Below are 14800 nucleotides of genomic sequence, written 5' to 3'. Positions count from 1 at the left end.
ACCCCGAAGGGCCCGCTCGACTTGCATGTGTTAAGCCTGCCGCCAGCGTTCGCTCTGAGCCAGGATCAAACTCTCACGTTGAAGAGATTGATCTGGCCGATCACGTGTATTCTCAGACGGAGCCTCACAATCGACCAGGCATCCAAACGCTTCACAGCGCCAAATACCCGTCGGTGAGCTCAGAAAGAAGTACAGCAGATCGGCACAAGTCTCTCACGCCAGGGCCATAAGCCCCAGCCGCAAGGACAAACGCCGCCCGCGTCTCCCTTCCTCAAATCCAACTTGTCAAAGAGCAGTAATTACTTCCGTAATTACCTGTCGAGGAGAAGTCAAGTACCTCGGCTGCCGCCGGATCTACTTTTCTAAACCTCAGGAAGTCCGTCCGACCCGGCCGTTTTGCTTCAGCACCGCGTCGGGAGGCGCCGTATAGGCTGCCCCAGAACCCCTGTCAACCGACCCTTTCCCGGCGAAGCAACCGGGCCGGTCGAGCCGGTATCCGGAGGCGCCATCGGGAGCGCGCCGCCAGGATCGCCCGAAGGCGGTCCGTGCCGAACGCTGACCGGTTGACGTCCCATCAGGCCCCGCATCCTGGATTCGGGGCATGCCCGAACCCGTTCGCGTCCCGACTCGCCGAGTCGAAGCCGCAGGACAGTGCTGACGAGATCCCGGCGGACGGCGTACCGTCGCTGCCGGAGGACGCATCTAAGGATCCCCGTCCCGAAGCGCAAGGGGCGCGGCCGTGGCGCCATCCGGCGGACCGGCCGGGCCCCCAGGGGGCCGGGCGCGGCTGCGGCGCTCCTCGGCGGCCGGACCGTCGGCCGGCATTCCGCCCTCGCGCGGGACCGCGGCACGGAGGGCGTACGCCTCCCGGCGCGCGCAGATCTGCCGGAAGCACAACTTAGGTTAAGATGACCTCGGCGTTGCTGTAACCGCCGATTAGGATCTCCCCCTCTATCGTGGCTGTATTTCCTGCCGCGCGCCGAGAGGCGGTCGCAGTTCGAGGCCACCTCCCATGAGCCCGGATCTTCAGCCTGCCGCCCTGTCGGGTCGGGAGGCAGCCCCCCCGTTCCCGACCCGGCTGGCCGCGACGCCGCGCGACCTGCTGCCGCCCTACCTGGATGCGGTCCGGCAGGGTCTCCTGATGATCGACGGATCGGGGACGGTGGTGGCGGCGAACGCCCCGGCGCAGGCCCTGCTGGCGGCCATGACGGTGACGCTGCGGCCGAACGCCCCCGCCCCGCCGCTGCTGCGGGTCCTGCGGGCTGAGGCCGGCCCGGCCCGGCGCGCACTCCTGCTGGCGCTGCGCCGGTCCCTCGGTCAACGCCAGCCGGCGGTGTTCGAGTTCCGGCGCGAGGACCATACGGTGCAGGCGGAACTCCGTCCCGTCGCCGGCGACCGCTGGGTCGTGACGCTGGAGGATGTGAGCACCCGCAAGGCCATCGAGGCCCGCGCCGACGCGATGGCGCGGCTCGATCCCCTCACCGGCCTCCCGAACCGGCTGCTCCTGCGCGAGCGCCTCGCGGAGGCCCTCGCGCGCCTGCGGCGCAACGGCGAGGCCTGCGCCCTGCTGCTGGTCGATCTCGACCGGTTCAAGCCGGTCAACGACACGCTGGGCCACCCGGTCGGCGACGCGCTGCTGGAGAAGGTGGCGGACCGCCTGCGCTCGACGGTGCGGCCCACCGACACGGTGGCGCGGATCGGCGGCGACGAGTTCGTCATCCTGCAGGCCGGGATCCGGGACGCGGCGGGCACGCAGGCGCTCGCCCGCCGCATCGTCGACCTGATCGGCCGGACCTACATGGTCGAGGGCCACCTCCTGACGATCGGCGCCAGCGTCGGCGTGGCGCTGGCACCGGAGGACGGGACGGATGCCGACCGGCTCCTGAAGAACGCCGACCTCGCCCTCTACCGGGCCAAGCTCGACGGACGCGGCACCTACCGGTTCTTCGAGCCGGAGATGGATGCGCGCATGCAGGCGCGGCGGAAGCTCGAACTCGACATGCGCCAGGCGCTCGCGCGTCGGGAGTTCCAGTTGCACTATCAGCCGCAGCTGCAGCTGGAGAGCGGTCGTCTGATCGGCTGCGAGGCCCTGATCCGCTGGAAGCATCCCGAGCGCGGGCTGGTCTCGCCCCTCGACTTCATCCCGCTGGCCGAGGAGATCGGGCTGATCGTGCCGATCGGCGAATGGGTCGTCCGTCAGGCCTGCCGGGACGCCATGACCTGGCCGGCCGCCATGTCGGTGGCGGTCAACGTCTCGCCCGCGCAGTTCAAGAACGACCGCCTCGTCGAGACGATCATCTCGGCGCTCGCGACCTCGGGGCTGCCGGCCCGGCGACTCGAGGTCGAGATCACCGAGGGCGTGCTTCTGCAGGAGAACGAGCGGACGCTCCAGACCCTGCACCGCCTCCGGGAACTCGGCGTGCGCGTCTCGATGGACGATTTCGGCACGGGATACTCGTCGCTCAGCTACCTGCGGTCGTTCCCGTTCGACAAGATCAAGATCGACCGCTCCTTCGTGAAGGATCTGGCCGGCAAGCCCGACGGCGAGGCGATCATCCGGGCCATCGCGGGCCTGGGCAAGAGCCTGGGCATGACCACGGTCGCCGAGGGCGTCGAGACGGCCGAACAGATGCAGCGCATCCGCCTGGAGGGCTGCACCGACGTCCAGGGCTACCTCATCAGCAGGCCGGTCCCGGCCGAAGAGCTCGCCCGGGTGTTCGCGGGCTATCCGCAGGCCTGATCTCCGTCCTCATCCTGGAAGCGCCGCCATGAGCGATCTCTACCGCCTCGTCTACGCCAGCAAGAACCTGCTCAACGTTCCGGAGGCCGACATGACGGCGGCCGTCCGGCAGATCCTGGAGGCCTCGCAGCGGAACAACCGGGCGGTCGGCGTGACCGGCGCCCTGATGTTCAACGCGGGCGCCTTCGCGCAGGTGCTGGAGGGTCCGCGCCGCGGGGTCGAGGCGACCTTCGAGCGGATCCAGCGCGACCTGCGCCACGACGACGTGACGGTCCTGCAATGCGGACCGGCGGAGAGCCGCGCCTTCGCCAACTGGTCGATGGCGTTCGTGGGCCAGTCATCCCAGGGACAGGCCCGGTTCAGCACCCTCGCGGCCGAGAGCGGGTTCGATCTCGCCCGCCTCGACGGCGACCAGGTCTTCGCCATGCTGCACGGGCTGGTGATCGAAGAGGAGGGCCTGCCGGCTCCAGAGGCGGCGTCTCCGGTGCGGACGGGGCGCGACGCGACCGGTCTCGACGTCGCGCAGGTGCGCTCCGAGATCGCGCAGCTTCGACCGGAGATCGCGGCGGCCCAGGCGCCCGTGGCCGCTCCCGAGCCGGTCGCGATCCCCGCGCCGGCCGCGCCGGTCGCCGGTGGCCGGGGCGGGTCGTCGCGGGACGCCGCCGAGGCGGCCCTCTGCGTCCTGAAGGCGGCGCTGGCGAGCGAGCGCCATCGCACCAGCGATCTGCGCGCCGAGATCGATGTCCTGCAGGCGGCCCTGGCCGCCGCGGAGGACCGGGTCGACGACCTTCGGGCGGAGCGGGATCTCTGGGCCGGGCGGGCCCGGCTGCTCGCACAGGCCATGATGCGGGAGGCCGACGGCCTCGCGGCGGCGCCGTCGTTGGGGGCGGCCGGGCCGGCGGGAGCGCACGACACCCTCGCCGCCTGATCGGGGGCCTCCGCGCGGCAAAGCCGGACCGGCAAGGTCGCCTGCGGCCGGGCCGTGCCGGCACAGGCGGTGGGACCCGACCGCATTCGTTCTCTTGAAAGTCTGATCTGTCCTCTATAAAGAACGCACCGGGTTTCGCTGGCGCGGCCGGCCGAAGGGCCGGGCGGAGGAGGATCGATGTCGGAAGACTTGGCAGCCCGCACCATCGCGGCCACCAACGGCGTGGCCCAGGACACCGCGTTCGGGGCGGTCATCGCGCCGATCCACCTGTCTACGACCTTCAAGTTTCCGGCTTTCGAGCAGGCCGGGCCCTACGACTATTCGCGCCTCGGCAACCCGACCCGCGACCAGCTCGCCGACACGATCGCCAAGCTCGAAGGCGGTGCCCGGGCCGTCATGGTGGCGAGCGGCATGGCGGCGCTCGACCTCGCCCTGTCGAGCCTGCGGCCGGGGGACCTGCTGGTCGCCCCGCACGATTGTTACGGCGGCACCCACCGCCTCCTCAGCCTGCGCGGCGCCCGGGGCCATTACCGGGTGGCCTTCGTCGATCAGACCGATCCCGAGGCCCTGGCGGCGGCGCTCGCCGAGCGTCCCAAGGTCGTGCTGATCGAGACGCCCAGCAACCCGCTGATGCGGGTGGTGGACATAAGGCGGATCACCGCGGACGCCCGGGCCGCCGGCGCGGTGGCGGTGGTGGACAACACCTTCCTGTCGCCCGCCCTGCAGCGGCCGATCGCCCTCGGGGCGGACCTCGTGGTTCACTCCACCACCAAGTTTCTCAACGGCCATTCCGACGTCATCGGCGGGGCCGTGATCGCCGCCGACGCGGCGATGGGGGACGACCTCGCCGCCTGGGCCAACACGATCGGCGTCACGGGATCCCCCCTGGACGCCTACCTGACCCTGCGCGGCCTGCGCACGCTGTTCGTGCGGGTGGAGCAGCAGCAGCGCAACGCCGCGGCGCTGGCGGCTTTCCTGGATGCGCATCCTGCGGTCCGTTGCGTCCACTATCCCGGCCTGCCCGGGCATCCGGGCCATGCCCTCGCGCGGGCGCAGCAGGCCGGTTTCGGCGCCATGCTGAGCTTCGAGCTCGCCGGCGGGCGCGACGCGGTGCGGCGCTTCGTCGGGGCCCTGCGCGTCTTCACGCTGGCCGAATCGCTCGGCGGGGTCGAGAGCTTGGTCGCCCATCCGCCGACCATGACCCACGCGGCGATGGATCCGGAGGCGCGCGCCATCGCGGGCATCACGGACGGCCTGCTGCGTCTCTCGGTCGGGCTCGAAGCCGAGAGCGATCTGCTGGCGGATCTGTCCCGGGGCCTGGCGGCCCTGGCCGGTTGAGCCGGAGCCTCAGGCCTCCTGGATCACCTCGAACCCGAAATCGCCCTCCACCACCCGGAATCTGGAGAGCCGCAGGACCTGGGAGCGCTCGGCCGCCTCGTCCCGGCACTTGAGGACGTGGCTCGCGCGGTTGACCACCTGCAGGTTCGGCGCCCCCCAGAAGGCGAGCAGCTCAGGCCAGGGCCGGGTGCGGTGCTCGCGCCAGACCTGGTAGAGCGGCAGGGCGTGGTCGACCTCGGCGGTCCGGAGCAGCCGCTTGCCGGAGGTGGCGCAGCGGTGAAGCTGGCGGAGCTTGAGCGCCCGGATCTGGGCATGCGGGGCCAGCCAGAACTTCCAGGCGGTGACACAGGCGGCGTGCCAGCCGGCATTGGCGTTCGGCACGCCCCGCGCCCAGAGATCCCGGTGCCAGCCGAACCGGTACACGGGCTGCCCGCAGATGCAGCAGGCGCCGCGACCGCGGGCCAAGGCCGGCTCGCGGTACGGGGCGGGCGGCATCCGGAAGCTCCCGGCGCGGCCCGCCCCCGGTCCCCCGCCGCCGATCTGCCAGGTCCAGCCCTCCGGCGTCCCCGAGCGGGCGGCCAGGGCCCGGGCGAGCCGGTCCGCCCGCAGGACGTGGTTGCGCCAGTAGCTCTCGACGGCAAGGCGGGGCGTCGGCGGGATCAGGGGCCGCGCCAGGGCGTGCCGGAGGACCGGGGCCGGGAAGACCGGCGGCAGGGCGCGCTCCAGCCGTGCCCGGGCCTGCGCGTTGCGGAGGGTCCGCCAGTTCGATGTCGTCATGCTGGATCTGCTGCCGATTGCTCTCCGCCGACGGGGCGACCGGTTCCCCGTGGACGCGCGCGTCCCACCGGCGCCGCGCCCGGTCGCGACCCTGCGGTTCACGACGGTGCCGGATGACGGGTGCCCGGGCCGTCCCCATCCCCGGTATCGCCGGCGCGTCGCGGAGCGGGCGCGGCATCCCGGGGCGCAACCCTAACCCGGCCCAATCCGCGAGGCGACGGCGCCGGTGCAACAGCGGTCCGGATCCGGACCGGACCGGCGCAACCCCGCGAGGCGCGGAGAGCAGAGATCGCGGCGCAGACGGGCTGCCCGGTTCACGCGTGCAGGGTTAAGATCATGTTTCCCGTGAAACATCGCCCCACGGAGCGGCGGGCGGCGGCGCCCGCGGGAGGCCAGTCCGGTCTCGCCGACCCAAGTCCTGTCCGGACCCCGAGGCTGCGCGGCACCCAGAGGCGAAGAGGCGTCGTACGACCGGGATCGCGGCCGGTTTTCGATTGCACCGCGATCGGGAACCGCTTTAGAGCCTGCGCACGATCCCGATCGGACCCCGCGCCTGCGCGCAGGGTCCCGGTCTCACCTGAAACCCGGCGATGCCGAACGGGGGCCTGCCTCCCGGGTCGCGGGCGCGGACGGGACATCCCAAGGCGAGCGGGCTTCGAGACGATCGTGGCGAGAGACGTGCCTTCCAATCCTGTTCTCCTGCAGAGGCTGCCTGTTCCGTGATCACCGGCCCGTGCCTCATCGTCCAGCCGATCCATGCGGCGGGCCTCGACCGGCTGCGCGCGGCCGGGCTGGAGCCGCGCCCGGCCAGCGGCACCGACGCCGAGACCCTGGCGCGCGAGGTCGCCGGATGCGTCGCCGTCATCACCCGCAACACCGGCTTCCCGGCGCAGGCCATCGCGGCGGCGGCGGACCTGCGGGTGATCGGCGTGCACGGGACCGGCACCGATCACGTCGCCAAAACCGCCGCGACCGAGGCCGGGATCGTGGTGGTCAACACGCCGGGCGCCAACGCCGTTTCGGTGGCCGAGCAGACGCTGGCGCTGATCTTCGCCCTGGCCAAGGCCCTGCCGGGGGCCGACCGATCGGTCCGGACCGGCGACGACAGCTTCAAGTTCACCGCGCGCCTGGTCGAGCTCGCCGGCCTGACGCTGGGCCTCGTCGGCTTCGGGGCGATCGGGCAGGCGACCGCCCGGCTCGGCGCCGCACTCGGCCTGCGGGTGCTGGCCTACGGGCCGAGCCGCCCGGAGGCCGATTTCGCCACGGCCGGCGCCCTGCGGGCCGCCTCGGTGGAGGCGCTCCTGGCGGAGGCCGACATCGTCTCCCTGCATCTGCCGCTGACGCCGGGCACGCGCGGCCTGATCGGCCGGGCGCAGCTCGCCCGGATGAAGCGGGACGCGTTCCTGATCAACACCAGCCGGGGCGGCCTGATCGACGAGGCGGCCCTGGTCGAGGCGCTGGAGGCCGGCACGATCGCGGGCGCCGGGCTCGACGTCTTCGCGCAGGAGCCGCTGCCGGCCGATCACCCGCTGGCCCGCCAGGAGCGGGCGATCCTGACGCCCCATGTCGGCGGCTCCACCGGGGCGGCCCTGATCCGCACCGCCGAGACCGCGGCGGGCCGCGTGGTCGACGTGCTGGCCGGCCGGCAGCCGGGCGGGCTGGTCAACCCGGATGTCTGGCCGCGGCGGCGCGGGCTGTGATGCGCCCCGAGGCCGCCCGATGATCGTCGATCTGAACTGCGACATGGGCGAGGGCTTCGGCGTCTACCGCCCGGGCGACGACGCCGGGATGCTCACGATCGCCACCTCGGCCAACATCGCCTGCGGCTTCCATGCGGGCGACCCGCTGGTCATGCACGAGACCCTGCGGCTGGCCGCGGAAAACGGCGTCCAGGCGGGGGCGCATCCGGGCTTCCTCGACCTCTGGGGCTTCGGCCGGCGCCAGATCCACGGCGAGCGGCCGGCGGATGTCGAGAAGGCCGTGCTCTACCAAGTCGGCGCGCTGCTGGCGCTGGCGCAGGATGCGGGCTGCCGGGTGAGGCATGTGAAGACCCACGGGGCGCTGGGCAACATCGCCAACGCGGACGCGGATCTCGCCCTGGCGGTGGCCCGGGCGATCCGGACCCTGGACCGCGACCTGCTCTTCGTGGTGATGCCCGGCCTGGAGACCGAGCGGGCGGGCGAGCGGCTCGGCCTGCCCCTCGTCCGCGAGGTCTATGCCGACCGCGCCTACGCCGAGACCGGCAACCTCGTCTCGCGCAGGCTTCCCGGAGCGGTGCTGCACGAGCCCGACGCGGTGGCCGAGCGGGTCGTGCGGATGCTGGGGGACGGGGCGATCACCTGCCAGTCCGGCCGGCGCATCCCCGCCCGGATCGACAGCGTCTGCGTCCATGGCGACACGCCGGGTGCGGTGGCGATGGCGGCGCGGCTGCGCGACGCGCTGGCCGATGCCGGCATCGCGCTGAGGCCCATGGCCGCGGTGATCGGCGCCTGACGCCCGGCGGGGCGGGCCGGTGTCGCGACATCCGCGATCGCTTCGAGGCGCCCTTGCCCCGGGACCCCGCACCGCGCGCGGTTCTGGGTTCCGGTCTCCCACCGGCCGCCGCCGCCGCGGACAGGTCCGATCCGCAGGCGTGTCCGAGCGTCCGCGCCGCGCAATGTCATGCAATCGTCGCAGACGGGCCGGAAAGCCACGCGCTGCGCTTGAGGCAGAGAGGGCTCCATGGACTTCCACCGCCGCTTCACGGTCCTGATGTGCGCCCCGGCCTTCGACCCGGACGACCTGGAGGGCGCGCGCGTCGCCCAGATCGTGGCGGCGGTCGAGAATCGCGGCTTCGAGGTGGTGCGGGCCCGGCGGGTCGAGGACGCCGCCATCGCGGTGCAGACCGACGCGGCGGTGGGCTGCCTCGTGGTCGACTGGGGCAAGCGCGGCCTCGACGGCAAGGCCGCCGCCCTCATCGACATGATGCGCAAGCGCGGCCTGGAGATGCCGATCGTCATCATGGTCCGCCGCAAGCGGCTGGAGGACATCCCGGTGGAGCTCCTCGACTTCATCGACGGCTACATCTTCCTGGCCGAGGAGACGCCGGAATTCATCGCCCGCGGCCTGGTCAGCCGGGTGACGCAATACGCCGGGACCCTGAAGACGCCGTTCTTCGGCGCCCTGGTCGACTACGCCGAGAAGGGCAACCAGCTCTGGACCTGCCCGGGCCACAACGGCGGCATCTTCTACAACCGCTCGCCGATCGGCCGGATCTTCGTCGAGCACCTGGGCGAGGCGATCTTCCGCGACGACCTCGACAACTCGGTCCTCGACCTCGGCGACCTGCTGACCCACGAGGGCCCCGCGCTGAAGGCCCAGAAGGAGGCCGCCAAGATCTTCGGGGCGGAGAAGACCTACTTCGTCCTCAACGGCACCTCGGCCTCCAACAAGATCGTCCTGTCCTCCCTGGTGGCGGAGGACGACCTGGTGCTGTTCGACCGCAACAACCACAAGGCGGCCCATCACGGCGCCCTGTTCCTGGGCGGCGGCATCCCGATTTTTCTGGAGACCGACCGGAATGCCTACGGGCTGATCGGGCCGATCTACCACGAGGCCCTGGACGAGACCCGGATCCGCGAGAAGATCCGGGCGAACCCGCTGGTGACCGATCCCGAGGCCTGGCGCCGGGAGCGGCCGTTCCGGGTCGCGGTGATCGAGCAATGCACCTACGACGGCACGATCTACGACGCGCAGGTCATCCTGGAGACGATCGGCCCCCTCTGCGACTACATCCTGTTCGACGAGGCCTGGGCGGGCTTCATGAAGTTCCACCCCCTCTACGCGCGGCGCTTCGCCATGGGGCTCACCGGCCTCGACGAGACCTCGCCGGGCATCGTCGCCACGCAATCGACCCACAAGCAGCTCGCGAGCTTCTCCCAGGCTTCGCAGATCCACACCCGGGACGGCCATATCCGCGGCCAGACCCGGCGGGTCGAGCATAAGCGCCTGAACGAGAGCTTCCTGGTCCACGCCTCGACCTCGCCGTTCTACCCGCTCTTCGCCTCCCTCGATGTCGGCGCCCAGATGATGAAGGGGCGCTCCGGGATGATCCTGTGGGACGACACGATCCGGCTCGGGATCGAGTGGCGCAAGAAGGTCCGGGCGATCCGGCGGGAATTCGAGGAGCACGAGCGCGACCCGGCCCGGCGCTGGTTCTTCGACCCGTTCGTGCCGGACGTGACGGTGAACGCCGACGGGGCCGAGGTGCCCTGGGAGAGCGTGCCGACCGACGAGCTCGCCGCCACGCCGCGCCACTGGGAGCTGAAGCCCGGCGCCCGCTGGCACGGCTTCACCCACGTGGCGCCGGGCTACGCCATCACCGACCCGAACAAGCTCACGGTCCTCACCCCGGGCTTCGACCGGCACACGGGCGCCTACGCGGAGCACGGCGTGCCGGCGCCGATCGTGGCCCAGTACCTGCGTGAGAACCGGATCGTCGCGGAGAAGAACGACCTGAACTCGCTGCTCTTCCTGCTGACCCCGGGGGTGGAATCCTCCAAGGCCGGCACGCTGATCTCGGGCCTCGTGGCGTTCAAGCGGCTCCACGACGACAACGTCCCGCTGGAGGAGGCCATGCCGGAATTCGTGAACCGCCGGCCGAACCGCTACCGGGGCGTACGCCTGCGCGACCTCTGCGGCGAGTTCCACGCCTTCCACCGGGAGGCCGGCACCTCGGCGCTCCAGCGGCGTCAGTTCGCCCCGGAGCACCTGCCCGAGATGGTCATGCCGCCCAAGAAGGCCGCCCAGATGCTGACCCGCAACCGGGTCGACTACGTGCCGATCGCCGAGGCCGAGGGGCGGATCGCCACCACCCTCATGCTGGTCTACCCCCCGGGCATCGGCACGATCCTGCCCGGCGAGCGGCTGGACGAACGGGCCAAGCCCATGCTCGACTATTTCAAGATGTTCGAGGCCTCGGCCAACCTGTTCCCGGGCTTCGAGGCCGAGATCCAGGGCGTCTACCGGGAGGTCGAGCCGGACGGGCGGATCCGCTTCCACACCTACGTGGTGCGGGAGCGGGCCTGATGGAGATCGAGGTCGAGACTCCCGGTCCGCTCGTCGCGCCGCCCTGCCCGGACATCGTCATCCGCGCCTCCTCGGACGCCGATGTCGAGGCGATGGTGGCGATCTACGAGCACCACATCGGCAAGGGCGTGAGTGAGGTCGGCGTCGCCGAGGATGACCGCCTGCTGCCCGACGACCTGAAGCGGCGGCGCAAGACCATGCGGAAGAAGCGCCTGCCCCATCTCGTGGCCGAGCGCGCCGGCGCGGTCGCGGGCTACGCCTACGCGGTGCCGTTCCGGAAACGCCCGGCCTACCGCTATACCCTCAAGCACTCGATCTACGTGCATCCCGACCATCTCCATGCCGGGATCGGCCGGCGCCTGCTGCCGGCCCTGATCGAGGCCTGCGCGGCCGGCGGCTACCGCCAGATGATCGGCTACATCGATGCCGAGAACGCCGCCTCCCTGCGCCTCCACGAGGCCTGCGGGTTCGTTCAGGCGGGCTACCTGCGGGCGGTGGCGTTCAAATACGGCCACTGGGCCGACAGCGTGATGGTCCAGCGGGCGCTGGGCACCGGATCCGAGGATCGGCCCGGGACCTGAGGCACCGGCACCCGGCCCGACCGGAAACCGGGCAGATGCAGCCACGGCAATGTCGGTCCGGCCCGTTCCACAGCGGCCGCGACGGGCTTTGGAGCGGATGGCGGAGCCGGCGCGGGCCGCGGCTTCTGCTGGACTGCGCCATCCTGAAAGCCGATCGCCGCCGCTCAGAACGCTGCGCGATCCCCGTAAGGACAACCTGGGCTCCGGTTTCCGCGTGGACCATCGGCCCCCCATTTCGCGGCCGGCACGCTGGAGAGCACGTTCGGGGGCGTCTACGGCAGCCTCGCGGTCGGTCCGACAGTGCTGCGGTTCGGGGCATTGGCGGCGGACGAGCCGGCGCGGCTGCGGCGGGTGGTGGCGTTCCCGGGACTGACCGACACGCCGACGGCGCGCAGCCAGGGCCGCAGCGTCCAGGGCTTCGGCGAGGCCGGGTACCGGATCGCGCTCGGGGCCGGGGCGGAGTTGGAGCCGTTCGTGGGTGGCGGGGTCGTGGCGCTGGGCCGCGCCCGCTTCGCCGAGCAGGGCGGCGCCGCGGCGCTGACCGGTCCGGGACAGGCGCGGCTGGTGCCCACGGCCACGGCCGGCCTTCGGGCGGAGGCGCGGCTGGCGGAGGCGAGCCCGGTCTTGGTGTTCGGCCTGGTGGGCTACCGGCGTTCGTTCGGCGACGTGGCCCTGCCGAGCCTGCTGGCGTTCCGGGGTACGGGCGCGCGGTTCACCAGCGCGGGCCTGCCGATCGACCGGGATGCGCTGGTGGCGGAGGCCGGGCTCGGCGCGACGCTGGCACCGGGGCTGAGCGTCGGCCTGTCCTATACCGGCCAGGTCGGGGCCCGCGCCCAGGACCACGCCGCCAAGGCCAGCCTCGCCTACAGGTTCTGAACCGAGAGGGCCGTGCCCGAGCGCGCAGCCGTCGGACACGGCTCCGAGCCCCTGGTCTAACCTGTTATGACAGGAACCGGTGAACGCTTCGGCAGAGAGCGCTCTCACGGTGCGCCGGTCACGCTTCGAGGCCGCCCCGCTGCGAATGACGCGCAGGCGCGTGTCGCGATGGACTGCCCGCCTAAGACGCTGGGCGAGGCCCGCGTGGGGCCGATCGCAGAGCGCGAGACCGCGGCGACGGACGACCTGCTCTCGCCCGGAGGTCCGTCGCACGCGGACCTGGAGCTCGACGTGCCGACCACCGTGCAGGCGGTCGACGGCCTGAGGCCGGGAGCGGCTTTGGATGCGATATGGATGCGCCGTGGATGGGTCTGACAGTCCGGGCGGGCCGTCACCGGGGCTCACCCCCAGACCGATCCGGTCGGTACCGACGTCGAGACGATCGACGATAGCACCCTTGAGAGTGGGGCAGTGCCGAAGTTGCACGCCGAAACACACCGCGCCACCGCAAAATGTCTCAGATCTTCTGACCGCGTCCGGGCGCGCGGGAAAATTTTCATCTTGCGCGATAGCTATTTGAGGGACCGTAGTTTCGAGATTGTGCCGCTAAGAGTGTATTTAACTTTCCTGTTCGGCCGTAAAAATGCACTTATCCAAATATCCAGGGAGTATTTTTCCGATAAAACTTCCGAAAATGACGGCCGTCAAACATGTCCACCCGCTTAAACTGATAGAAATAGCGGCACTCGGATTAAAAATCGACCGCTCTGCAAAAAATCAATTCTTGAGTCATTCGAAAAACGATACTATCCGTATCGGGTTCGAGTTTCCTCTGCCGGGCAGGGGAAGTGAATTTGAATCGAATGTCGCAATGAACAGATCTGCCTCGTGTCCAGCAGACAATGCCATCGTCGATCGTCTGTACCGCGATCACAGCTTATGGCTCGTCAAGTGGATAAGATCTTACACGAAGACCGAGGGCAACGCCGACGACATCGCGGCGGAGGTCTTCATCCGACTCCTCTCGATGTCCAAGCTTTCGGCGATCCGCGAGCCGAAGGCGATGATGATCACGATCGCCAAGCGGCTCGTGATCGAGATTTTCCGTCGCAATCAGCTCCGGAAGGATTACGAGGCCGAGCTGGCGCGGGCTCCGGTCGGCTTGGTCGACTCGCCGGAGCACCAGCTCATCGTGCTGGAGGCTCTCACGGAGATCGCCAAGATCCTGGGATCGATGTCGCCCCGGGCGCGGGCGGCCTTCCTGCTCAGCCACGTCGATGGCATGACATACACCGATGTCGCCCGGGAGCTCGGCGTCTCGGTGACGATGGTCCGGCGATACATCGCGCAGGGCCTGTTGCGCTTCTACGAGCATCACCCGGATCGGGCCTGAGCCGCCATGCCGTCGCCCAGCTCTTCCGATGCGCGCTCTGCCGTTGCGCCAGCCGCGATTCTAGGTGGAGACGCTCCGCCCGAGGTGATCGAGGCGATCACCTGGATGGTCAACCTGAAGTCCGGTGAGGTGACCGAGCGCGAGCGTCGGGAGTTCGAGGCCTGGTATGGGGCCGACCCCGCACACCGGCGGGCCTGGGACCGGCTGTCCGCATCGGTCGCCCGGGTTGATCTCGTGCGCGACGTGCAATCGGGGACGGGGGGCAGGCTCGGCAGCGGAATCGTCCGGCGGGAGATGAGCCGCCGCCGCGTCGTCAAGACCCTGGCGCTCGGCGGTGCGGCGACCGCGGCCATCGGTCTGGCGGACAGGGTGCTGCCTGTCCGCGATCTCCTCGCCGACCAAGGGACATGGACCGGCGAGCGGCGGGTGCTCACCCTTGCGGAGGGCGTGACCCTGATCCTTGGACCGCGCGCCGCCGCCAATCTGCACAGTGAGGCGCAGGCCGACCACGTCGAACTCCTGGCCGGCGATCTCTTCGTGACCGTCGAGGCCGACCGGCGCCGGCCCGTTCACATCACCCTGGGCGACTGGCTCCTCGAACCGAGCCCCGGGCGCGTGTCGCTGCACCAAGACGGGCCGTCCCTCTCGATGGTCGGTCTCGATGCTCCCGTCCGGGCGGCCGTCGGCGGGCGGCGGTTCACCGTCGAGGCGGCACAGGCCCTGTCATTCGAGGATGGCGCCCTGAGCCAGAGGCGCATCGACGGCGACGTCGAGGCGGCCTGGACGCGGGGCCTCCTGATCCTTCGCGACGGACATCTCGCCGGGGTGGTCCGCGCGCTGCAACCCTACTTCGTGGGCCTCATCCGGATCTCGCCAGCGGCGGCGGCGGTCAGGGTAGCGGGCGTGTTCGACCTGAGCGATCCGCGCGGCACATTGGCCACCCTCGCCGAAGGCTTCCCCATCACGGTCCGGGCCGTGACGCCGTTCTGGCTGAGCGTCGATGCGATCGTCTGAGCGGGACGGATGCCCCGCCGACCCCGGCAAACTTTTTGGTGCCCGCGGGGTGTCACTCTCGGCTCCAGCTTCGTCTTCCAGAGAGA

General features: G+C 70.8%; 12 protein-coding genes and 1 rRNA gene. 11 read left to right on the top strand and 2 right to left on the bottom strand.

The annotated features are described in order from the left end of the window. Nucleotides 1–81: ribosomal RNA gene (locus MKL01_RS31750) — 16S ribosomal RNA — on the bottom strand; the annotation flags it as partial. Between the two features lie 931 nt (nucleotides 82–1012). On the opposite strand from MKL01_RS31750, the gene MKL01_RS31745 reads away from it, so the two are divergent. From MKL01_RS31745 to metB, 3 genes are all read left to right on the top strand, one after another. Next, entirely contained in the window at nucleotides 1013–2740 is a 1728-nt protein-coding gene (locus MKL01_RS31745; RefSeq protein WP_243909159.1) for a putative bifunctional diguanylate cyclase/phosphodiesterase, read from the top strand. A 28-nt stretch (nucleotides 2741–2768) separates the two neighbouring features. Next, a complete protein-coding gene (locus MKL01_RS31740; protein ID WP_243909158.1) occupies nucleotides 2769–3668 on the top strand; it encodes a BLUF domain-containing protein in 900 nt (299 codons plus the stop codon). A 177-nt stretch (nucleotides 3669–3845) separates the two neighbouring features. Further along, complete coding sequence (metB, locus tag MKL01_RS31735) at nucleotides 3846–5006, top strand: cystathionine gamma-synthase (protein WP_243909157.1); 1161 nt, start codon at nucleotides 3846–3848, stop codon at nucleotides 5004–5006. A gap of 9 nt (nucleotides 5007–5015) precedes the next feature. Here metB and MKL01_RS31730 read toward each other — a convergent pair whose 3' ends face one another. After that, nucleotides 5016–5783, bottom strand: a complete 768-nt coding sequence (locus MKL01_RS31730; RefSeq protein ID WP_243909156.1) for a hypothetical protein — start codon at nucleotides 5781–5783, stop codon at nucleotides 5016–5018. A 719-nt stretch (nucleotides 5784–6502) separates the two neighbouring features. Here MKL01_RS31730 and MKL01_RS31725 point away from each other — a divergent pair. The 8 genes from MKL01_RS31725 (at nucleotide 6503) to MKL01_RS31690 (ending at nucleotide 14714) form a co-directional block, all read left to right on the top strand. Further along, complete coding sequence (locus MKL01_RS31725; protein WP_243909155.1) at nucleotides 6503–7483, top strand: hydroxyacid dehydrogenase; 981 nt, start codon at nucleotides 6503–6505, stop codon at nucleotides 7481–7483. A 19-nt stretch (nucleotides 7484–7502) separates the two neighbouring features. Beyond that, complete coding sequence (locus tag MKL01_RS31720; RefSeq protein ID WP_243909154.1) at nucleotides 7503–8276, top strand: LamB/YcsF family protein; 774 nt, start codon at nucleotides 7503–7505, stop codon at nucleotides 8274–8276. A 228-nt stretch (nucleotides 8277–8504) separates the two neighbouring features. Beyond that, the gene (locus MKL01_RS31715; protein ID WP_243909153.1) at nucleotides 8505–10850 is read left to right on the top strand and encodes an Orn/Lys/Arg decarboxylase N-terminal domain-containing protein; all 2346 of its coding nucleotides are present in this window, start codon (nucleotides 8505–8507) and stop codon (nucleotides 10848–10850) included. After that, nucleotides 10850–11431 (top strand): GNAT family N-acetyltransferase, encoded by a 582-nt coding sequence (locus MKL01_RS31710; protein ID WP_243909152.1) that lies wholly within the window; start codon nucleotides 10850–10852, stop codon nucleotides 11429–11431. The genes MKL01_RS31715 and MKL01_RS31710 overlap by 1 nt, the downstream gene beginning before the upstream one ends. A gap of 249 nt (nucleotides 11432–11680) precedes the next feature. After that, the gene (locus tag MKL01_RS31705; protein WP_279605022.1) at nucleotides 11681–12307 is read left to right on the top strand and encodes an autotransporter outer membrane beta-barrel domain-containing protein; all 627 of its coding nucleotides are present in this window, start codon (nucleotides 11681–11683) and stop codon (nucleotides 12305–12307) included. 168 nt (nucleotides 12308–12475) lie between these two features. After that, a complete protein-coding gene (locus MKL01_RS31700; protein ID WP_243909150.1) occupies nucleotides 12476–12682 on the top strand; it encodes a hypothetical protein in 207 nt (68 codons plus the stop codon). A 319-nt stretch (nucleotides 12683–13001) separates the two neighbouring features. After that, on the top strand, nucleotides 13002–13700 hold the full coding sequence (locus tag MKL01_RS31695; protein ID WP_243909149.1) for a sigma-70 family RNA polymerase sigma factor: 699 nt from the start codon (nucleotides 13002–13004) through the stop codon (nucleotides 13698–13700). A gap of 84 nt (nucleotides 13701–13784) precedes the next feature. After that, nucleotides 13785–14714 carry a DUF4880 domain-containing protein gene (locus MKL01_RS31690; RefSeq protein WP_243909148.1) on the top strand — a complete coding sequence of 310 codons (930 nt, stop codon included), beginning with the start codon at nucleotides 13785–13787 and terminating at the stop codon, nucleotides 14712–14714. Nucleotides 14715–14800 lie beyond the last annotated feature (86 nt).

The organism is Methylobacterium sp. J-070 (genome assembly GCF_022829385.1).
GTDB lineage: Bacteria > Pseudomonadota > Alphaproteobacteria > Rhizobiales > Beijerinckiaceae > Methylobacterium.
This window is presented reverse-complemented; position numbering and strand designations above follow the sequence as displayed.